Below are 18,960 nucleotides of genomic sequence, written 5' to 3'. Positions count from 1 at the left end.
GCTCCTCATTAGAAGGTGTCTGAGTTGTTGTGCTCGAGGATGGTCCTGTATTCGCGATATTCGGTAATGGCGTCATTGCGGCGCGCAGCATCGATCGGCGTCATGCCGCGCGGCGCAATCAGATCTTCCGGATTGGCGATCTGTGCGGCCAGATTGTTCTGGGTAGCGCAGCCGAAATTGTAATAATTCTGGTTGTCGAAGCCGCCGCCGATATCCTTCGGCCATTGTCCGCACTGCGTGGTCATGGCCGTCATGCCCACGAAACTGAGGCGGATCGGCGCTGCATCGCCAGGAGCTGCCGAATAACTGGCATTGACGATCTTGGAGCTCGGTATCCCTCTCTTCGAGAGCTCGGCCCGCACCTGGCTCCGCAACTGGCTTGCGGCAGCCGAATTTGGCGAACCTTGCGGGGCCATGACATAGACCGGGCCGGACGCCCGGGATGTATAATTGGCTGCAAAGCCGCGGATCATGTCGCGCTGGGCAATCGTCAAGCGCCGATCCGTCGTGGCAACTGGGAGGTCGACAGTCTGCTCGGCCTCGGCCACCACGATCGGATGGCGTTGGCGGTAGTCGTCGGGGATCCCGCCGGTCGTGAGATTGTCGCGTGGAGCCGCGCAGCCGGAAAGCATCGCGGCCGCAAGTGCCGCGCCAAGCATGGTCCATCGCATCGGGGATTTCGCGCCTTGAGCCATCGCCCGGTCACCATGTCGTTTCATCGTTTTCGATCCTGCGCCGCTCATTTGTAGATAAACCCAATGGAACCGTGGAATTGCGCGTCTGCCACCGGGGCTTCGCGCCGGCCATAAACCTTGTTGACACGGTTCATGAGGAACGCCTGGCCATCATGTTCCGGGCTGAAATTGTCATCCGGCCGGTTAAGCTCGTTGCGGGCGACGGGGCGTACCAGATAGGGGGTTGCGATAATGACAAGCTCGGTTTCTTCGCGCTGCACCGTCCTTTGGCGGAACAATGTCCCCAGCAGGGGGATCTTGTTCACACCCGGCGTGCCGTTCGACGTCTGCGAAACGTTGTCCCTGATGAGGCCGGCAAGCGCGATCGACCCCCCGGACGGCAGTTCGACGGATGTCTCGGCCGAACGCCGCTGATAGGTCGGCTGCGAACCCGAGACGGATGGGGCAGGCTCGGACACGTTGGTCACGATTTCAAGACTGATGCGCCCTGAGGAGAGGACAACCGGCTTGAAGGAAAGATTGATGCCGTAGTTGTAGGGGACAACGGTCACGTTGCCGTCGTTGTCGGTCGTTGAATAGAGAACCTGACCGCCCGAATTGAAGACGGCAGCCTGTCCGGAAATCGCCGTCAGCGTAGGCTCGGCGAGCGTTCTGACGACTTTGGCCTGCTCCAGCGCATTCAGATAGGTTGAGATGTCGTAGCGGCCGATCGAGGTCTTGAAGAGAGCTGCAAGTCCGCCACCGAGCGTCGCAGCGACGCCATCCGCAGCAGGCGAGCCCAGCTGCGCCACGGTCATACCAGAGGAATTGGATACAAGATTGTCGAAGCCGATCTGTTTCAGGATTTCGCGACGGACTTCGGCGATCGTCACCTTGAGCGTGACCTGGTCCTCGCCCTCGATCTGCAGCAGATTGACGACCTGCGATTGCTGGCGCGCCTCGGCGAAGATCGCGACATCGCCCTGCTGTGCGGTGCTAGCGGCCGTCTCGGTTCGCGTCGTCGCTTCGCCACCTGTGAGAAATGCCTGGGCAAGGTCGGCGGCCTGCTTGGCATCCTGCGGCGTGCGGACGGTGCCGGTCAGCACGATGTTGTCGGACACAATCTCGACCTTGATGTTGGAGTCGACGATGAAGCGCCTCAGGTTCGTCTCGAGGCCGGAGACATCGCGTTCGATTTCGATGTCGAGGCTCACGACCTCCTGGCCATCACTTCCGAAAATGAAGATGTTCGTTTGACCGACCTTCTTGCCGAAGAGATAGATGCGGCGCGAGGTGCGCGTTACAGCATCGGCCATCGACGGATCCGAGACGAGAATATCATGAGCTTCTTCGGGCAGGTCGACCACGACCGCCTTGTTAAGGCCGAGTTTGAGGCGGCGGTGGGCGCCGGGACCCGTCCGCGAGATCTGGATGACGCCTTCCGAACCTGCATGCGCAGTCCCTGCGCCGACGAGTGGCGCGAAGCCGGGAGGCGTTAAGCCCGAAGCTGCGACCGTCAGTGTAAGAAGGCCTGCGAGGAAGGACTTGGTGCGCCGCAATGTGTTGACCATTAAATTTTCCTCATTCGGCCTTTGGCGCACTGCTGTCTGTGACGATCGAACCGGACTTGATGACCTGAACCAGCGCGTTTCCGTTGTCTCCGTTCAGGAGATAGTCGGCAGCGCTCGTATCCTGTTCCTGCGCGTCGGCTACGGAACGCAAGGCCAGCGACAGCTTGTCGGCCATCTGCTGCGCGACCGTCAGAACCTTGGCCTGATCGGGCGTCAGTTCGAGCGTCGCGGTGGTGCCAACGACAGCCTTGGAACCATCGTCTTTCTCTTGAATCTGCTGATCGATGGCGAGAACGCGGACATTGCTCAGCACGGCTTCGGTCAGGAACTTGTCGCTTCCCTGCGCCCTGCGGACCATGATGACGTCGACACGGTCGTTCGGAAGGATGAAGCCGCCGGCGCCGGTTGCGACGGAAATTTCCGTTGCGACGGCGCGCTTGCCGGCCGGCAGAAGCGCCGAGAGGATGCGGCTGTTGGAGTCGGCGATTTTTTCAGCACGGATCGGCTCGCCCTCGAAGATCGGCAGGCGGACCACAGCACCCAGCATATCCTTGACCGCATCCGGCTTGTCGGCTTCGGTGATGAAGCCCTGCACGACAGCGCCCTTGGGCCAGGCCATCCAGTGAACCGCCTTGTCGTCGATGCGGGCGCCAACCGGCAGATTGGCGCTCGATACCAGCACGTTGACCGTCGGCTCTTTTTCGACGACCGATTGCACCTGCGTCACGACACCGCCCCGTCCGGCAAGCTGCATCGCCAGTAGGCCGGCGAGGCCAGCGGCGACAACGGCCACTGAAAGTATTATCAAACGGGCGGGTTTCATTATTCAGTCCTCGGGAGACGGCATGTTCACCCGAAGAATGCTCAGAAATTGGTGTAATTATAGTTAACGGAACACTTACAACTTAAGTTAACGGACGTTTAAATCACCGTTACTTCAGCGATTCCAGCGCACCGTTCAATATTGGCGAACTCGGGAAGGCCATGAAGCCGCCAATGGCGATCGCGATACCGTAGGGAATTTTCTTTGCGAGCAGAAGTGAATTGGGAACAGGCAGACCGATGGCAAGGATCGCGTGGGATTGCGCCCGAATCATCAGGATGACGAATGTCAGGAAACCACCAATCACGCCGACGCAGCAGATGAACAGGAACAAGCTTTGATTGAAGCCGAACCAGAGGGCAGTAGCCGTAAGAAGCTTCGCGTCCCCTCCGCCCATAACATTCAAGGCAAAAAGCGCAAAGCAGCCGCAAAATACCGCGAGGCCTGCGGCAAGATGCATGCCGATTTCCGGGATGGCCATCCCTGTCAGCGGGGCGATGATCAGAAATGAAATGACGAGAATAAGCGATACACGGTTCGGTATCGTCATCGAGATAAGATCGGTGAAAGCAGCTAACGCTAGACACAGCGGAAAGATCACGAAGATTGCGGCTGCGATCATTTTAAGCACTGTCCCGAAAAGCTCGCGATGCGAGCCGCTAGTCAGTCGAGGCGCATTTCTGCGCCTCTTCTATTTTGGCATATAGTCTTCGGAACCAAACTTACTTGGCCGACGTGCCGTCGGTTGCGCCATCCATCGTCTTGGAGAGGTTCGTGAACGTGTTGTTCAAAGTGTTGCCGAGGGTGGTTGCACCGGCGATAAGCGCTACGGAAATCAGCGCTGCGATCAGGCCGTATTCGATTGCGGTCGCGCCGGATTCGTCCTTCAGAAAACGGCTAAAAAGCTTGGTCATGGTTACTCCTAACTCCAGTTGAGGTTCAGCACGTCCGCCAACTGTTGCCGTTGATCGGATGCCACAACCTAGCGAGGGGCTGTTTCAATCGACTTAAGGAAGAGGGTTACCAGATCGTAAATGCTAAAGTAAAAACTTCCATGGTAAGCATTTCGTTACTCGGATATATTCAAATTTATCTATGTCGGAAATCCTTTAGAACACAGATCTTCGGGATGAACCAATACATTACATAAGCTGCGCCATTACTGATCATCCTGCCACCGTCAATCCTCCTTGCCTGACGCGATTTGAACAAACACGTGCCGCCATCATGCAGGACCGGCAATTCTTAAAGCTTCATTCACCATTTTTTTCCATTGTATCTTGAGATTTCCACCGGACTATGATCCGGATCCAATAAAAGAGAACGCTATGCCATCGAGCGGCAAGACCATCTCCTTTACCGCGGCTGCCACCCTCATGCTTTGCGGGCTGCAGGCTCCCGTGCGCGCCGAGGATGACGTGCTGCGCGTCTATATGGATCACGCGCGTGTTTTGAAGCTCGACCGGCCAGCCAGCAAAGTGATCATCGGCAATTCCAAGGTCGCCGACGCCACCGTTGCCGACCCAAAGACGATCGTGCTGACAGGCCGCAGTTTCGGGACGACCAATCTCGTTCTGCTCGATGTCGACGGCAATGCGATACTCGACGAGACAGTCCTCGTTTCCATCGACGAAGGCAACACCGTTCGTGTCTATCGGCAGACCGATCGTTCCGTCCTTTCCTGCACACCGAACTGCGAACAGCACACCCAGCAGAACAATGCGGCAGATGCCGGCGGCTGACTGTCGTCATCCATTAAACTGTTGACCCGCCATGAAACGGAAAATCAACGAACATACTTTACGATCGCTGCATGAACGTTCCATCGGACGGCCCCGTCGCGGCCAATGATCATCAGGCAGACAGAACCTGCATGCCGGCCGGCCGGCAGGGCAAATGGCTAGCTCTTGCGCGCTCGCGCGACGGATCGGCGGCGATAGAATTTGCGCTGCTGGCCATTCCCTATTTCATGGTGATCTTCGCAATCCTGGAGACCTTCATCGCCTTTGCCGCGGAAGAACTGGTCTCCAACGCCGTCGATACCATGAGCCGCAAGCTGCGGACCGGACAGATCACCAATGTCGTCGGGCAGACGACCTATAAGGACCGCACGGCATTCCGGCAGGAATTTTGCGAGGAAGTCTCGATCCTGATCCAGTGCTCCGACAGCGAAATCGCCACGCCGAACAAACTTTGGCTCGATATCCGCACATTCAGCAAGTTTTCCGATATCCCCGTCACCATTCCGATGAACGCCACGGGCCTCGATACGACCGCAATGCAATATTCGCCCGGCGGCTCAGGCGCGATCAACATGGTTCGCGCCTATTACCACTGGCAGGTCGTTACCGATCTTATCCGGCCCTATATCACTCCATATCGCACGACCGACGGATCGAGGCTGAACGATTACCTTATCGTCGCCACAGCCGCCTTCCAGAACGAGCAATACTGATGGCGGCGAGCAAAACCCTGATCAGGCTGAAAGACAAGCTCGTCCGGTTCGGGCGCGATCGAAGTGGCGTTGGTGCAATCGAATTTGCCATCCTCTTTCCCGTCCTGGTGATGCTTTATATCGGCGCCTTCGAGATCACGATGGGGTTGAATGTCAGCAAACGCACCAGCCGCGCTGCCGGCTCGATCGCAGACCTGATCACGCAGCAGCAGGATGTGACCAAAAGCTCGCTGGCCGCGATCAGCTCTGTTGCCGGCGCGATTTTCGCTCCCTTCGGTACGACCGGCATGCAGATCAAAGTGACCGGCATCACCATCGATGCCGGTGCCAATGCCAAGGTTTTATGGTCGTGGGCAAATGACGCAACGACGGCGCCATACGCGGCCAATTCCGCCGTTACGGGCATTCCGGCCGACATGCAGAAGGCAGATAGCTTTCTCGTGCGGGCCGATCTCAGCGTTCCCTACACGCTGTTTGCGTTCGGCCCTGATTTTCTTCCAGGCGACATCCAGGAACTCACCATTCGCCGCACCTACTATTACCGCCAGCGACAGGGCGACAATGTCGCCTGCAACGATTGCTGATCGCAATCCATTGAAATTTGCCAAGCCCGCGGCGGCATTATATGCCTGAGCCGAATTGCGGCTCTTGGCCGCCCAGCTTGATGGTTTGCGATGGCACGTGCATTTCTCTTCGTTCTTGATTCCTTCGGCGTCGGCGGCGGGCCGGATGCGGCGCAGTATGGCGATGAAGGTTCGGACACGCTTGGCCATATCGCGGAATTTTGCGCAGCCGGGGCTGCCGACAGGCAAGGCTTGCGGTCCGGCCCGCTTTCGCTTCCCAATTTGTCGGCACTCGGCCTGATGCAGATTGCCAGAACCGCAACCGGGCGTGCTCCAGCCGGTATGCCGGTTCCAGATAAAGTCTACGGCATCCATGGCTGCGCCAACGAGATCTCCCGCGGCAAGGATACGCCGTCCGGCCATTGGGAAATCGCGGGAACACCGGTGACATTCGACTGGGGCTATTTTCCCACCGAAGGCGAGGCCTTTCCGTCCCAGTTTCTCGAGGCGCTCTGCAACGCGGCGGAGGTCCCGGGCATTCTCGGCAATTGTCACGCCTCAGGCACGGAAATAATAGCCCGGCTCGGCGAGGAGCATATCCGCACCGGCAAGCCAATCTGCTATACCTCGTCCGATTCCGTCTTTCAGGTCGCGGCCCACGAGACCCATTTCGGTCTCGACCGGCTGCTCGGCTTTTGCCGCATCGCCCGCACACTCCTCGACAGCCACAACATTGGCCGGGTGATCGCCCGGCCCTTCGTCGGCGAGACGCCCTCAACATTCGAGCGCACCGGCAACCGCCGCGATTTCTCGGTGCCGCCGCCGGAGCCGACGTTGCTCGATCGTCTCGTCAATGCGCAGCGCAAGGTTCATGCCATCGGCAAGATCGGCGATATCTTCGCCCATCAGGGTGTTTCCAGGGTCATCAAGGCGAACGGCAATGATGCACTGATGGACGCGTCGCTCGCCGCAATGGAAGCGGCCGAAGACGGCGACCTGGTCTTCACCAATTTCGTCGATTTCGACATGGTCTACGGCCACCGGCGCGATGTGGCTGGCTATGCTGCCGCGCTCGAAGCCTTCGATGCGCGGCTGCCGGACGTGCACCGCAAGCTTGCACCCGGCGATCTCGTCGTCCTTACGGCCGACCACGGCTGCGATCCAACCTGGCGCGGCACGGATCACACGCGCGAGCGCGTGCCGATCATCGCCTACGGGCCGGGCTTGAAGTCGCGCGATATCGGCATTCGCAGCACATATGCCGATATCGGCGAGACGGTTGCCCGCCATCTCGGCATCGCAGCCGGACCGCATGGGAGAAGCTTTCTGTGACATCACATTTGAAGAAGGTCGAGCTGCATTGCCATCTGGAGGGCGCGGCACCTCCGGCGCTGACTGAAGCGCAGGCGCGAAAATACAATACCGACATCAGCGCTTATCTCCGCGACGGAACATATGTCTGGCATGATTTTGCGAGTTTCCTCGAATGCTATGACAAGGTCTCCGAGGTCTACAAGACCGACGAGGACTATGCGCTCCTCACCGAGACCTACCTGCAGGAGCTTGCGGGGATCGGTACGATCTATAGCGAACTTATCGTTTCGCCCGACCACGGCGATCGTATCGGGCTTGGGGCAGACGCCTATATCGCCGGCATCTGCGAAGGCATTCGCCAGGCCAAGGCAAAAAGTGGCATTGAAGCGCGGCTCATCGTAACCGGCGAGCGGCATTTCGGGCCTGAGCGCGTGATCGCCGCTGCGAAATACGCGGCAAAGGCCGACAACCCGCTGATCACCGGCTTCAACCTGGCTGGCGAGGAGCGCATGGGGCGCGTTGCAGATTATGCCCAGGCCTTCGATATCGCCCGTGACGCAGGCCTTGGCCTCACCATTCACGCCGGCGAAGTCTGTGGCGCCTTCAGCGTCTCCGATGCGCTCGACGTCGTGCGTCCATCGCGCATCGGCCATGGTGTTCGTGCAATCGAGGACGCCGACCTCGTCAGGCGGCTTGCCGATCTCGGCACAGTTCTCGAGGTTTGCCCCGGCTCCAATATTGCGCTGAACGTCTTTCCCGATTTCGCTTCCCATCCCCTGCGCAAGTTCAAGGAAACAGGCGTTCGCGTGACGATCAGTTCCGACGACCCGCCCTTTTTTCATACTTCGTTGAAGCGCGAGTATGAGCTCGCCGCCGATGCGTTCGGTTTCAGCGACAAAGAAATCAACGAACTGACGCGGACCGGCATCGAAGCGGCTTTCGTTGATGAAAAAACCCGCATGGCGCTGCTCGCCCTCATTTGAACCGCCCGGGCCTGAAGATCATCCCGTGAAAATCGCCTCCACTCTTGCAGTTGAGGCGCTTTCCGTGAAAGAAACGTCCGATAAGAACAATTAAAGGAAGGCCCGGCCATGGAAGGCGTCATCGTCATCGATCACCCGCTCGTGCAGCACAAACTCACCATCATGCGGCGCAAGGAGACATCGACGGGCAGTTTTCGCAGGCTGCTTCGCGAGATCTCGACGCTGCTCTGCTACGAGGTGACGCGCGATCTCGAACTGACGATGGAAACCATTGAAACGCCTCTTCAGACAATGGAATCGCCGATCCTGGAAGGCAAGAAGCTCGTCTTCGCCTCGATCCTGCGCGCCGGCAATGGCTTGCTCGAAGGCATGCTCGATCTCGTGCCTTCTGCCCGCGTTTCCCATATCGGTGTCTATCGCGATCACGAAACGCTGCAGCCTGTGGAATATTACTTCAAGGCGCCCGAGGACGTGGCAGAGCGTCTTATCATCGTCGTCGATCCGATGCTCGCGACCGGCAATTCCTCGATTGCGGCGATCGACAAGCTGAAGGAACGGGGCGCACATAATATCCGCTTCCTCTGCCTGCTCGCTGCTCCGGAAGGCATCAAGAACTTCCGTTCGGCGCATCCCGATGTGCCGGTCTTCACGGCAGCGATAGACAGCCATCTCAACGAGAAGGGCTATATCGTGCCTGGACTAGGCGATGCGGGCGACCGCATGTACGGGACGAAGTAACTTCAGCTTTCCTTTACCAAGTCCTTGGATATAGAAGGCCCGGAGCACGGATCCGGGCCATTTTAGCTTCGCCATTAGCGACTTGTCAGCAAATGCGGCGTAGCGGTCTTGAAGTCTCAAACCCGCATGAGGCGTGGTTCATACAGGCAGGATTTCCGTTCATGCTCATGCGTATCGTCATTTTCGCGAGCATTATCGCCGCATTCGCCACGCAAGTCCCCTCGTTCTTCGAAGTCAATGGCGACCAACCGGCTACCGAGACCGCTTCGGCCAACATTGTCTCAACCGCCACTGAACAGCCTGTGACACCCGCCCCGGCTCCTGGTAACGGCCGCATGCGCCTTCAGGCCAATGCGCAGGGGCACTATACAGGCGACTTCAAGATCAACAGCAGACCCGTGAAGGGACTGATCGATACCGGCGCGACCTATGTGGCGCTGAACGAAAGCCTTGCCCGCCGTCTCGGCTACAGTGCCAATCAGCTCGACTTCCGGCATACAGTAAATACAGCCAACGGCCAGACCAAGGCCGCACATGTCACACTCGATCGCATGGAGATCGGCGGCATCCGCGTGCAGGGCGTGGAGGCCTTCGTGCTCAAGGATGATGCACTTTCGACAACTCTGGTCGGCATGAGTTTCCTGAAGAAACTGGAGTCTTATTCCTTTGCGGACGGCTCGCTCAATCTGAAGCAATAATCAAATGCGGTCGGAAACAACCGGCGGCAACGAAGGCGTCTTGCCGTGGATGCGGTAGCTTGACGCGATCGAGGCTGCCGCCTCTTGCGCCGCCGCCTCGCTTGCAGCATGCACGATCGCGAGCCTATCGCCCTTGTCGACGCGCGTGCCGAGCGGCAGCAGAGCTGAGAAGCCGACCCGATGGTCGATCTTGTCTTCCGGACGGCGTCGCCCGCCGCCGAGATCGATAACGGCCAAGCCGATCTCGCGAGCATCGCAAGCTGAAAGCCAGCCGCTCTCACTTACGAGAACCGGCCTTTCGATTGGCGCTTTGACCAGATATTTCGCGGGCTTGTCGACAAAATCCGCCGGGCCGCCCAGCATATGCACCATGCGGGAAAAAATCTCGGCCGCCTTGCCAGAGGCCAGCGCCTCACGGGCTTTCGCTTCGCCGTCTTGCAAAGACGGGCAAATGCCGGAGCTCACCAGCATCTCGGCTGCGAAAGCCACAACGACGGTCTCCAGCCGGGTTCCAGCTTTTTTTCCGGACAGAAAATCCAGGCAGTTCCATATTTCAACGGCGTTTCCCGCTGCGTCTGCCAGCGGCTGGTTCATATCGGTGATCAACGCGGTGGTCTTGATCCCTGCCCCATTTGCCACATCCACCAGAGACTGCGCCAAAAGCTTTGCCTGCGCGTGATCTGCCATGAAGGCGCCGTTACCGGTTTTCACGTCGAGCACCAAGGTCTGAAGCCCGGCGGCGAGTTTCTTGGAGAGAATGGAGGCCGTAATCAGCGGGATGGAATCGACCGTCGCCGTGACATCGCGCACGGCGTATAATTTGCCGTCGGCAGGCGCCAACGAGCTCGTCTGTCCGATGATGGCGCAGCCAGCTTGGCTGACGACGTTGCGGAAGAGTGCTGGATCCGGCGTAATTTCATAGCCGGGAATGGATTCCAGCTTGTCGAGCGTTCCCCCGGTGTGACCGAGGCCGCGACCGGAAATCATCGGTACAGCAAGCCCGCAGGCAGCCGCAATCGGCGCCAGCATCAGCGAAACATTATCGCCGACGCCGCCGGTTGAATGCTTGTCGGCGATCGGGCGATCGATCCCGGGCCAGGTCAGCACGTCGCCTGAGCGTGCCATGGCGAGCGTCAGCGCGACGGTCTCACCGCGCGACATGCCCCTGAACCAGACGGCCATCGCAAATGCGCCGATCTGCCCCTCTGATAACTTACCGGCGGAAAGCGCCGTAATGAACGACTGGATCTCGTCCGTGGAAAGGACATCGCCGTTCCGCTTTCGCCGGATGATCTCCTGCGGGATCATGCTCAATAGCTCGAGGCCTTGGCGGGCGCCGACTGGGCGCCGCTGAGAACAGCGAGAATGTCATCGAGCAGGCCGGAGGCCCCGAAACGGAAGGTAGACGGCATCGGCCAGTCCGGCGTCATGATCGTTTCGGCAAGGCTGAGATAAAGGGCGGCATCGGCGACGGAGCCGATGCCGCCGGCCGGCTTGAAGCCAACCTTGCGGCCGCTGTGACGGATCGCGCGGATCATGATATCTGCTGCTTCGAGCGTCGCGTTCACGGCTACCTTGCCGGTGGATGTCTTGATGAAATCCGCGCCCGCGTCGATTGCAAGTTCGGAGGCGCGCCGAATGAGGCCAGGGTCCTTGATCTCACCCGTCTCCAGGATGACTTTCAACAATACGCCGCCGGTGCACTCAGCGCGCACCGCTGTCACCATGTCGACGACGGCCTTTTCGTCACCTTCGCGGAATTTGCGATAGGGGATCACCAGATCTATTTCATCTGCACCGTCTGCAATTGCCTCCCGGGTTTCAGCGGCGACATCGGCCACTTCCATCTCGCCGGACGGGAAATTGACAACCGTTGCAATTCGGACCGCATGACCTTTGCCAAGAACCATGCGGGCATGGGCCACGAAGCGTGGCCAGATGCAGATCGCGGCACTATTGCCGTAGGGAGTCTGCGCGCGGGCGCAAAGCGTATCAATCTGCTCCTGCGTGCAATCGTCCTTCAGATTGGTGAGATCAAGCAGCGACAGCGCGACCGCTGCCGTCTCTTTCTGCGAGTAGTTATTCATTATTGCTTCCTCCACCCGCAATCGTTTCCTTCAAGATTGCGGCGAGACGCGCGCCGCCGACGGGCGCCATGTCTTTTGTTTCTTCGTGGCTGAGTTCGGAACCCGTCATGCCAGCTCCATAATTGGTGATTACCGAAGCTGCGGCAACCCTTAAACCCAGCATGCGGGCGATGATGACCTCCGGTACGGTCGACATGCCGACAGCATCCGCGCCTAAAATCCGCGCCATGCGGATTTCCGCAGGCGTTTCAAAGCTTGGTCCCGAAAACCACATATAGACGCCGTGAAAGAGCTTGATGCCAAGCTTCTCGGCCGCCTTGCGCATCGATGAGGAAAGATCACCATCATAGGCGCTCGTCATGCCGACGAAGCGGCGGTCGCTTTCCTCGCCGATGAGAGGATTCATGCCGGAATAATTGATGTGGTCGGTAATCTGCATAACCGAGCCCGGCGCCATCTCCTCAAGTAGCGAGCCTGCGGAATTGGTAAGAAACAGCGATTGCACGCCAAGGCCCTTCAGCACCTCGATCGGCAGCCGCATGGCGTCGGCATCGCCCTTTTCGTAGTAATGGACGCGGCCCGACAGCATGATGACAGGCACGCCGCCGAGACGACCGGCAACGACCTCGCCCGCATGCCCGGAGACGGCGCTGACAGGAAAGCCCGGCAGATCCCGATAGGGAATGCGCACTGCATCCGTCAGTTCGCCTACCAGCGAGCCAAGGCCCGAGCCGAGCACGATGCCGTGTCGGGGCACGAGCCCACCGAGTTTGCCGACGAGTTGATCGATGGCGGCCTTCATCCGAGTTCGGTCTCGAAGCTGAAGGGAAGAAGTTCTTCCATCGTCATGGCCTTCTTCACGCCCGTCTCGTCGCAAAGATAAATCTTCGTATCTCTCGACGCAAACTCAGAGATCTTCTGCCGGCAGCCGCCGCAAGGCGGGCAAAGCGGCAGCTTCTCGGCAATGACCGCCATTTCGACGATTTTCTTCGCTCCGCCCATGATCATGGCGCTGATGGCCGTCGGCTCGGCACACCAACCCTGCGGGAAGGAGAGGTTTTCGATATTGGCACCGGTATAGATCTTGCCGTCCTCGGCGCGGATCGCCGCTCCGACCGGGAATTTTGAATAAGGCGCGTGGGCAAAGGCCATCGCACCACGGGCGGCTTTAAAAAGGTCGTGCGACATATTTCAACGCTCCTTCGTATAGGGGACCCCACCGGCCTTCGGCGGAGTTGCAACGCCGATGAATCCAGCAAGCAAGATACAGGTGAGAATATACGGCAGAGCCTGGAATATCTGCACCGGCACTGCGCCGATCAGCGGCACCTGCTTGCCCTGCATGAAATTGGCAAGTGCATCGAGGAAGCCGAAGAGCAGGCAGGCGAACATCACAGGCACCGGTTTCCATTTCGCGAAGACCAGCGCGGCAAGGGCGATATAACCCTTGCCCGCCGACATGTCCTTGATGAAGGCTGCCGACTGGGCGATCGCCAGATAGGTGCCCGAGAAGCCGCAGAGAACGCCGGCGCACATGACGGCACGGTAGCGCAGCCAACTGACCGAGATACCGGCTGTATCAACCGCTCCTGGATTTTCGCCGACGGCGCGAAGGCGCAGCCCAAAGCGCGTCCGGTAGAGGATCCACCACGAAAGCGGAACTGCCAGGAATGCGAGGTAGGTCAGGATGTTGTTGCCGGAGATCACGTTCGAATAGAGCGGACCGATGATCGCAACCTCGCGGATCGCATCTGCGCCCGGAAGCGTAATTGGCGAGAACCGGCTTGCGGGGGATAGCTGCGGCGTGCGGCCGCCCTGACCGAACCAGGCCTGGCCAAGCACAATGGTGATACCGGCGATGAAAAAATTGATGGCAACGCCCGAGATAATCTGATTGCCCCGATTGGTGATCGATGCAAAGCCGTGCACCAAACTCAGCGAGACAGAGCACAGGATGCCCGCGACGAGGCCGAGCCAGGCCGAGTCGGTGATGTATGCAACGCAGGCGGCGGCAAAGGCCGCGCCCAGCATCTTGCCTTCCAGACCGATGTCGAAGACGCCGGCGCGTTCGGAAAAGAGGCCGGCAAGGGCAGTAAAGATCAACGGGATCGAGAGTCGGATCGTCGAACTTAGAACGTTGATCAGGATGTCGTAGTAATCCATCGTCCGCCCCTCACTTGACCTTGAACTGTTGGTAGACGTGGACGAGCGCCGGGCGGAACATGTACTCGAGCGCGCCCGCAAAGAGAATAACCAGACCTTGAATCACAAGGATCATTTCGCGGGTAATGTTCGGCATCTCGAAGGAGATCCAGTCGCCGCCCTGATAGAGGATTCCGAAAAGGATCGCCGAGAAGATGATCCCCACGGGATGATTGCGTCCCATCAGCGAGACGGCAATTCCGACGAAGCCGGCGCCGCCGACGAACTCGACCTGCAGGCGCGCTGAAGAGCCCATGACCGGGTTCAGCGCCATCATGCCGGCCAGCGCGCCAGAGAGCAGCATGGCGATCATGACCGTGCGGGCATAGGGAATGCCTGCATAGGAGGCGGCAGTGGGGCTTGCGCCGAGCGTGCGCATCTCAAATCCAAGCTTCGTTCGCCAGACGAGCAGCCAGACGAAGTAGGCGGCGACAAGGGCGATGATGAAGGAGACATTGAACGGCGCGGCCCCGAGCTTCGCACCGAACAGGTTCATCACCCATCCGAGCTTCGGCAACTGGCCCCCGTCGAGGAAGGTGCGCGTTTCCGGCGCCATCTTGCCGGGCACGATCAGCACGTGGACCAGCAGATAAACCATCAGCGCCGCGCCGATGTAATTGAACATGATGGTCGTGATGACGATGTGGCTGCCGCGTTTTGCCTGGAGGAAGGCCGGAATGGATGCCCATGCAGCGCCGAAAAGGCCGGCGCCGACAACGGCAACCGGCATCGTGACATACCAGGGAACGAAGCGGTCGAGCGCCAGCGCAACCAGTGCGCAACCAAGGCCCCCGAGATAGGCCTGACCTTCCGAGCCGATGTTGAAGAGACCGGCATGGATCGCAACCGCGACCGAAAGGCCCGTGAAAATGAAGCTTGTGGCGTAATAAAGCGTGAACCCGATGCCTTCGCCGCTGCCGAGCGCACCCTCGATCAGCAAGGAAAGAGCACCAAGCGGGCTTTCGCCGATCAGCCAGACGACAACGCCGGAGATCAGGAATGCAACGATCAGGTTCAAAACCGGGATGAGACCGTAGGTGATCCAGTTTGGAAGAGAAACGGAAGCAGTGCTCATTAAGGCCTCACGCGGCAATGCCGGCCATCATCAGGCCGAGGGTCTGTTCACCGGCATCGGGCGTCTTCTCGCCGACGACATGGCCGGCAAACATGACAAGGATACGGTCTGAAAGGGCGCGGATTTCATCGAGCTCGACGGAGACGAGCAGGATCGCCTTGCCCGCGTCGCGCATCTCGATGATGCGGCGGTGGATGAACTCGATGGCGCCGATATCGACGCCGCGCGTCGGCTGGCCAATGATGAGCACGGCAGGGTCGCGCTCGATTTCGCGGGAAACAACGATCTTCTGCTGGTTGCCGCCCGAGAAATTGGCCGTCTTCAGCCGCGGGTTCGGCGGACGAATGTCGTATTTCTCGATCTTCTCCATGGCATCCTTGCGGATCGCATCGAGGTCAAGCAGCGGTCCTCTGCTGTAGGCAGGCTTGCGGTGATAGCCGAGAACCGAATTCTCGTATTCCTCGAACTTCAGCACCAGACCCATGTGGTGGCGGTCTTCGGGAATATGGGCGAGCCCCAGCTCGCGCAGCCGCGCCGCGTCGGCCTTGTCGATCGGCTGGCCATCAAGGAAAATCTCGCCGGAATGCGGCTTGCGGATGCCCGCGATCGCCTCCAGCAGCTCCGACTGGCCGTTGCCCGCTACGCCTGCAATACCGACGATCTCGCCGGCCCGGACATCGAAGGAGACGTTGTCGACCATGGTCACGCCGCGATTGTCCTTGACTGTCAGGTTTCGCACCGACAGCAGCACATCGCCGGGCGTTGCCTCGCCCTTCTGGACGCGCAAAAGTACACGGCGCCCCACCATGAGTTCGGCAAGTTCTTCGACCGTCGTTTCCGCCGTCTTACGGGTCGCCACCATCTCGCCGCGGCGCATCACCGAGACGGTGTCGGTGATGGCCATGATTTCACGCAGCTTGTGCGTGATGAGGATGACGGTCTTGCCCTGGTCACGCAGCACCTTGAGGATGCGGAACAGGTGGTCGGCTTCAGCCGGCGTCAGGACACCTGTCGGCTCGTCGAGGATCAGGATTTCAGCGCCACGATACATGGCCTTGAGGATCTCGACCCGCTGCTGCAGGCCGACCGGGAGCTGCTCGATCAGCGCATCCGGATTGACCTCGAGGCCATATTCCTTCTCCAGCCGTTTCAATTCGGCGCGAGCAGACGCCACGCCTTTTGCCAGAAGTGCGCCGCCTTCGGCGCCGAGCATGACGTTTTCCAGGACCGTGAAATTATCGACTAGCATGAAGTGCTGGTGGACCATGCCGATACCAGTCGCGATCGCCGCCTGGCTGTCGCGGATGGTCAGCGGCGTGCCGTTGACGCGGATCTCTCCGGCATCGGCATGATAAAAACCGTAGATGATCGACATCAACGTCGATTTACCGGCACCGTTTTCCCCGATAATCCCGTGGATCGTGCCCTTGGCGACGGTAAGGTTGATGTCCTTGTTTGCGTGAACGGCACCGAATTTCTTATCGATGCCCACAAGTTCAATAGCGGGCGTGTCTGTCACTGCAGGCTCCAAATACGAAAAGGGCGTATGGCGGATAATCTGGCCGCCATACGCCCATCTCAGTCGCGGATCACTTCGGGCAAGAGTTGTCCGTCGTGTAATCGTGAACCTTGATGGTTCCTGCGATGATGTCAGCCTTTGCCTTGTCGACGGCGGCCTGCATTTCCGGCGTGATCAGCGGCTTGTTGTTGTCGTCGATCGCAGCGCCGACGCCGTCTTCCTTGACGCCGAGAGCCTGCACGCCGCCTGTGAACTTGTCATTCTTGGTATCGGTGTAAGCATTGTAGACGGCAAGATCGACGCGCTTGACCATCGAGGTCAGCACGGAGCCCGGATGCAGATGGTTCTGGTTGGAATCGACGCCGATCGAAAACTTCTTGTTGTCGGCAGCCGTCTGCAAAACGCCAAGGCCGGTCGCGCCTGCAGCGGCGTAAATGACGTCGGCGCCCTGGTCGATCTGGTTTTTGGCGAGCTCGCCCCCACGAACCGGGTCGTTCCAGGCAGCACCGGTTGTGCCGGTCATGTTCTGAAAGACTTCGATGTCCGCCTTGACGGAGCGGGCGCCCTGCTCATAGCCGCATTCGAACTTGCGGATCAAAGGAATATCCATGCCGCCGACGAAACCGACCTTACCGCTCTTGGAAGCCATGCCGGCGAGTACGCCGACGAGGAAAGAGCCTTCTTCTTCCTTATAGACGACCGAGCGGACATTCGGCTTGTCGACGACCGAATCAACGATGATGAACTTGGTGTCCGGGAATTCGGCGGCGACCTTTTCGATTGCCGAGGTCCATGCGAAGGACACGGCTACCACCGGGTTGAAGCCGCGGCTTGCGAAGTTGCGGATCGCCTGCTCACCCTGTGTGTCGCCGGTCGGCTCGAAGTCGCGATAGGCTATGCCGGTTTCGGCCTTGAACTTCTCAGCTCCATTATAGGCTGCTTCGTTGAAGGACTTGTCGAACTTTCCGCCAGTGCCGTAAACCAGAGCCGGCTTGACGTCGGCAGCGAGCGCCGTCGTGGACATCGCGGCCACGGCCAGGAAAGAAAGAAGGGTTTTTTTCATAGTGCAGCCCTATTGTTGCTATTTGTCTGGGTCCTCCCGCAAGCCCTTGCCAGGCATGTCTGCGGAACCACCAGGCCTCCCCCCGGAGGCCTGGCTGCGCGCATCCTTGCATGGCTCACGGAAAAATTCACGAGAAATTTTTCGGCTGGTAAAAATTCGACGTAGATGCTGAAAAACAGTCCAAACGGGCTGATTTTTGCGCAAAATCAGCGGTTGGAATGCGATTTTACGAACCAATCGGGCGCCTCGCTCCGGTTCCTCAAAGACCGCAATGACCCTCCGGATCCTTCGCCAGATGCGGCCGGTGATAATCTCGGCATGGTAGTATTTTCGCGCCCCAGCGATCCCCGGGGTGATCTTCGACGTGCGGCCGGCAGATCTGGCCTCCGTCTGGAACGTGTGGCCAAGCGCTCTGGCATGGCAAGCTTTGCGTCGTCGGCGTGGATGCGGGCTCAAAGCCGTTACGAAGGGATCGCGGTTTGTTAGGCGGTAAAGCGGCCCGCCACCGGCGGCTTCTTGTAGCCGATCATCCAAAGCAGCAGCGCGATCACCAGAAAGACGGCAAAAGCGGGCTGGAGCATCAGCCATTGGAATACGAAGGCGTAGAAGCGCGGGTGCACATAGTAAGAAACAGACGACTGGAGTGCCGAAAGCGACGAAGGGCTCAAATCCTGCCAAGCATCGCCCATCGGAGTCATCACGACTGCCGACGCCGCAACGGATTGAATTGAATCGATCGTTCCTGCAATCACGGCTACCGCAAGCGCGACAAGGCTAGCCAAACGCAACAAGAAACGCATCAATACCTCCGACGCCCCGCCGCCGGATTTTTCCAGTCAGCCGCGCCATTCTCCACCCTAGCCAATAAATAATTATCTCACGCTCAAAGCACAATGGACAGCGCGGGCGGAGTTTTATCGCAAGAAGTCAAAAAACTGTTAGATTTAGGTTGATCAGCAAAAATTCATCGGTATATATCGCGCCGTTCCGACGATTTGCTCCTCTCCGGGTGCGAAACGCAAATGGACAGGTGGCCGAGTGGTTGAAGGCGCACGCCTGGAACGCGTGTGTACGTGAAAGCGTACCGAGGGTTCGAATCCCTCTCTGTCCGCCACTTCAGTCTAAAGTGGGCGCTGAGTTCGATTTGTAACTGTCCGGTCGGTCTCAAGGTCTCGGGTAACAAAGCTGGGCGCAT

At 59.1% G+C, this 18,960-nt stretch carries 21 protein-coding genes and 1 tRNA gene; 8 read left to right on the top strand and 14 right to left on the bottom strand.

All coding sequences use genetic code 11. The features are described from left to right. Window positions 1-8: 8 nt before the first annotated feature. From AM571_RS01190 to AM571_RS01170, 5 genes are all read right to left on the bottom strand, one after another. Window positions 9-743, bottom strand: coding sequence for a CpaD family pilus assembly protein (locus tag AM571_RS01190; RefSeq protein ID WP_074059825.1), 735 nt, complete (start codon window positions 741-743; stop codon window positions 9-11). Further along, window positions 740-2,245, bottom strand: a complete 1,506-nt coding sequence (locus tag AM571_RS01185) for a type II and III secretion system protein family protein (RefSeq protein WP_074059824.1) — start codon at window positions 2,243-2,245, stop codon at window positions 740-742. The genes AM571_RS01190 and AM571_RS01185 overlap by 4 nt, the downstream gene beginning before the upstream one ends. Before the next feature lie 10 nt (window positions 2,246-2,255). Further along, window positions 2,256-3,068 (bottom strand): Flp pilus assembly protein CpaB, encoded by an 813-nt coding sequence (gene cpaB / locus AM571_RS01180; protein WP_074059823.1) that lies wholly within the window; start codon window positions 3,066-3,068, stop codon window positions 2,256-2,258. Between the two features lie 109 nt (window positions 3,069-3,177). Then, complete coding sequence (locus tag AM571_RS01175; protein ID WP_074059822.1) at window positions 3,178-3,690, bottom strand: A24 family peptidase; 513 nt, start codon at window positions 3,688-3,690, stop codon at window positions 3,178-3,180. 100 nt (window positions 3,691-3,790) lie between these two features. Beyond that, window positions 3,791-3,982, bottom strand: coding sequence for a Flp family type IVb pilin (locus AM571_RS01170; RefSeq protein ID WP_074059821.1), 192 nt, complete (start codon window positions 3,980-3,982; stop codon window positions 3,791-3,793). Window positions 3,983-4,396: 414 nt separating this feature from the next. Here AM571_RS01170 and AM571_RS01165 point away from each other — a divergent pair, with 414 nt between their 5' ends. The 7 genes from AM571_RS01165 (at window position 4,397) to AM571_RS01135 (ending at window position 9,819) form a co-directional block, all read left to right on the top strand. Next, window positions 4,397-4,810, top strand: coding sequence for a pilus assembly protein N-terminal domain-containing protein (locus tag AM571_RS01165; protein ID WP_074059820.1), 414 nt, complete (start codon window positions 4,397-4,399; stop codon window positions 4,808-4,810). 131 nt (window positions 4,811-4,941) lie between these two features. After that, window positions 4,942-5,523, top strand: coding sequence for a TadE/TadG family type IV pilus assembly protein (locus tag AM571_RS01160; RefSeq protein ID WP_074063005.1), 582 nt, complete (start codon window positions 4,942-4,944; stop codon window positions 5,521-5,523). Beyond that, a complete protein-coding gene (locus AM571_RS01155; RefSeq protein ID WP_074059819.1) occupies window positions 5,523-6,107 on the top strand; it encodes a TadE/TadG family type IV pilus assembly protein in 585 nt (194 codons plus the stop codon). Before AM571_RS01160 ends, AM571_RS01155 begins: the two co-directional genes overlap by 1 nt. A gap of 90 nt (window positions 6,108-6,197) precedes the next feature. Continuing rightward, entirely contained in the window at window positions 6,198-7,418 is a 1,221-nt protein-coding gene (locus tag AM571_RS01150) for a phosphopentomutase (protein ID WP_074059818.1), read from the top strand. After that, window positions 7,415-8,383 carry an adenosine deaminase gene (locus tag AM571_RS01145; protein WP_074059817.1) on the top strand — a complete coding sequence of 323 codons (969 nt, stop codon included), beginning with the start codon at window positions 7,415-7,417 and terminating at the stop codon, window positions 8,381-8,383. Before AM571_RS01150 ends, AM571_RS01145 begins: the two co-directional genes overlap by 4 nt. Before the next feature lie 108 nt (window positions 8,384-8,491). After that, window positions 8,492-9,121: a uracil phosphoribosyltransferase gene (gene upp, locus AM571_RS01140; protein ID WP_074059816.1), complete on the top strand. Its 630-nt coding sequence runs from the start codon at window positions 8,492-8,494 to the stop codon at window positions 9,119-9,121. Window positions 9,122-9,282: 161 nt separating this feature from the next. Beyond that, window positions 9,283-9,819, top strand: a complete 537-nt coding sequence (locus AM571_RS01135) for a TIGR02281 family clan AA aspartic protease (protein ID WP_074059815.1) — start codon at window positions 9,283-9,285, stop codon at window positions 9,817-9,819. Here AM571_RS01135 and deoA read toward each other — a convergent pair whose 3' ends face one another. The 9 genes from deoA to AM571_RS01085 all read right to left on the bottom strand — a co-directional run bounded on the left by deoA (window position 9,820) and on the right by AM571_RS01085 (window position 18,565). Then, on the bottom strand, window positions 9,820-11,127 hold the full coding sequence (gene deoA, locus AM571_RS01130; RefSeq protein WP_074059814.1) for a thymidine phosphorylase: 1,308 nt from the start codon (window positions 11,125-11,127) through the stop codon (window positions 9,820-9,822). Between the two features lie 2 nt (window positions 11,128-11,129). Next, window positions 11,130-11,906, bottom strand: coding sequence for a deoxyribose-phosphate aldolase (deoC, locus tag AM571_RS01125; protein ID WP_074059813.1), 777 nt, complete (start codon window positions 11,904-11,906; stop codon window positions 11,130-11,132). Continuing rightward, on the bottom strand, window positions 11,899-12,708 hold the full coding sequence (locus AM571_RS01120) for a purine-nucleoside phosphorylase (RefSeq protein ID WP_074059812.1): 810 nt from the start codon (window positions 12,706-12,708) through the stop codon (window positions 11,899-11,901). The genes deoC and AM571_RS01120 overlap by 8 nt, the downstream gene beginning before the upstream one ends. Next, window positions 12,705-13,094: a cytidine deaminase gene (locus tag AM571_RS01115; RefSeq protein ID WP_074059811.1), complete on the bottom strand. Its 390-nt coding sequence runs from the start codon at window positions 13,092-13,094 to the stop codon at window positions 12,705-12,707. The genes AM571_RS01120 and AM571_RS01115 overlap by 4 nt, the downstream gene beginning before the upstream one ends. Window positions 13,095-13,097: 3 nt before the next feature. Continuing rightward, window positions 13,098-14,069 carry an ABC transporter permease gene (locus AM571_RS01110; protein ID WP_074059810.1) on the bottom strand — a complete coding sequence of 324 codons (972 nt, stop codon included), beginning with the start codon at window positions 14,067-14,069 and terminating at the stop codon, window positions 13,098-13,100. A gap of 10 nt (window positions 14,070-14,079) precedes the next feature. Then, the gene (locus tag AM571_RS01105; RefSeq protein ID WP_074059809.1) at window positions 14,080-15,183 is read right to left on the bottom strand and encodes an ABC transporter permease; all 1,104 of its coding nucleotides are present in this window, start codon (window positions 15,181-15,183) and stop codon (window positions 14,080-14,082) included. 7 nt (window positions 15,184-15,190) lie between these two features. Then, window positions 15,191-16,702, bottom strand: coding sequence for an ABC transporter ATP-binding protein (locus AM571_RS01100; protein WP_074059808.1), 1,512 nt, complete (start codon window positions 16,700-16,702; stop codon window positions 15,191-15,193). Between the two features lie 70 nt (window positions 16,703-16,772). After that, the gene (locus tag AM571_RS01095; RefSeq protein WP_074059807.1) at window positions 16,773-17,765 is read right to left on the bottom strand and encodes a BMP family lipoprotein; all 993 of its coding nucleotides are present in this window, start codon (window positions 17,763-17,765) and stop codon (window positions 16,773-16,775) included. Between the two features lie 482 nt (window positions 17,766-18,247). Then, window positions 18,248-18,565 carry a hypothetical protein gene (locus tag AM571_RS01085; protein WP_074059805.1) on the bottom strand — a complete coding sequence of 106 codons (318 nt, stop codon included), beginning with the start codon at window positions 18,563-18,565 and terminating at the stop codon, window positions 18,248-18,250. 224 nt (window positions 18,566-18,789) lie between these two features. On the opposite strand from AM571_RS01085, the gene AM571_RS01080 reads away from it, so the two are divergent. Then, window positions 18,790-18,879: transfer RNA gene (locus AM571_RS01080), tRNA-Ser, on the top strand. The last annotated feature ends 81 nt before the right edge of the window (window positions 18,880-18,960 follow it).

Source organism: Rhizobium etli 8C-3 (assembly GCF_001908375.1).
Taxonomy (GTDB): Bacteria; Pseudomonadota; Alphaproteobacteria; order Rhizobiales; family Rhizobiaceae; genus Rhizobium; species Rhizobium etli_B.
This window is presented reverse-complemented; position numbering and strand designations above follow the sequence as displayed.

Excerpts from the sequence above, each read along its gene's own strand:
- deoC (WP_074059813.1), bottom strand. The coding sequence starts at position 11,906 with ATGAATAACTACTCGCAGAAAGAGACGGCAGCGGTCGCGCTGTCGCTG.
- AM571_RS01165 (WP_074059820.1), top strand. The coding sequence starts at position 4,397 with ATGCCATCGAGCGGCAAGACCATCTCCTTTACCGCGGCTGCCACCCTC.
- AM571_RS01190 (WP_074059825.1), bottom strand. The coding sequence starts at position 743 with ATGAGCGGCGCAGGATCGAAAACGATGAAACGACATGGTGACCGGGCG.
- AM571_RS01135 (WP_074059815.1), top strand. The coding sequence starts at position 9,283 with ATGCTCATGCGTATCGTCATTTTCGCGAGCATTATCGCCGCATTCGCC.
- AM571_RS01085 (WP_074059805.1), bottom strand. The coding sequence starts at position 18,565 with ATGCGTTTCTTGTTGCGTTTGGCTAGCCTTGTCGCGCTTGCGGTAGCC.
- AM571_RS01155 (WP_074059819.1), top strand. The coding sequence starts at position 5,523 with ATGGCGGCGAGCAAAACCCTGATCAGGCTGAAAGACAAGCTCGTCCGG.
- deoA (WP_074059814.1), bottom strand. The coding sequence starts at position 11,127 with ATGATCCCGCAGGAGATCATCCGGCGAAAGCGGAACGGCGATGTCCTT.
- AM571_RS01095 (WP_074059807.1), bottom strand. The coding sequence starts at position 17,765 with ATGAAAAAAACCCTTCTTTCTTTCCTGGCCGTGGCCGCGATGTCCACG.
- upp (WP_074059816.1), top strand. The coding sequence starts at position 8,492 with ATGGAAGGCGTCATCGTCATCGATCACCCGCTCGTGCAGCACAAACTC.
- AM571_RS01110 (WP_074059810.1), bottom strand. The coding sequence starts at position 14,069 with ATGGATTACTACGACATCCTGATCAACGTTCTAAGTTCGACGATCCGA.
- AM571_RS01175 (WP_074059822.1), bottom strand. The coding sequence starts at position 3,690 with ATGATCGCAGCCGCAATCTTCGTGATCTTTCCGCTGTGTCTAGCGTTA.
- AM571_RS01115 (WP_074059811.1), bottom strand. The coding sequence starts at position 13,094 with ATGTCGCACGACCTTTTTAAAGCCGCCCGTGGTGCGATGGCCTTTGCC.
- AM571_RS01150 (WP_074059818.1), top strand. The coding sequence starts at position 6,198 with ATGGCACGTGCATTTCTCTTCGTTCTTGATTCCTTCGGCGTCGGCGGC.
- AM571_RS01105 (WP_074059809.1), bottom strand. The coding sequence starts at position 15,183 with ATGAGCACTGCTTCCGTTTCTCTTCCAAACTGGATCACCTACGGTCTC.
- AM571_RS01185 (WP_074059824.1), bottom strand. The coding sequence starts at position 2,245 with ATGGTCAACACATTGCGGCGCACCAAGTCCTTCCTCGCAGGCCTTCTT.
- AM571_RS01120 (WP_074059812.1), bottom strand. The coding sequence starts at position 12,708 with ATGAAGGCCGCCATCGATCAACTCGTCGGCAAACTCGGTGGGCTCGTG.
- AM571_RS01170 (WP_074059821.1), bottom strand. The coding sequence starts at position 3,982 with ATGACCAAGCTTTTTAGCCGTTTTCTGAAGGACGAATCCGGCGCGACC.
- AM571_RS01160 (WP_074063005.1), top strand. The coding sequence starts at position 4,942 with ATGCCGGCCGGCCGGCAGGGCAAATGGCTAGCTCTTGCGCGCTCGCGC.
- cpaB (WP_074059823.1), bottom strand. The coding sequence starts at position 3,068 with ATGAAACCCGCCCGTTTGATAATACTTTCAGTGGCCGTTGTCGCCGCT.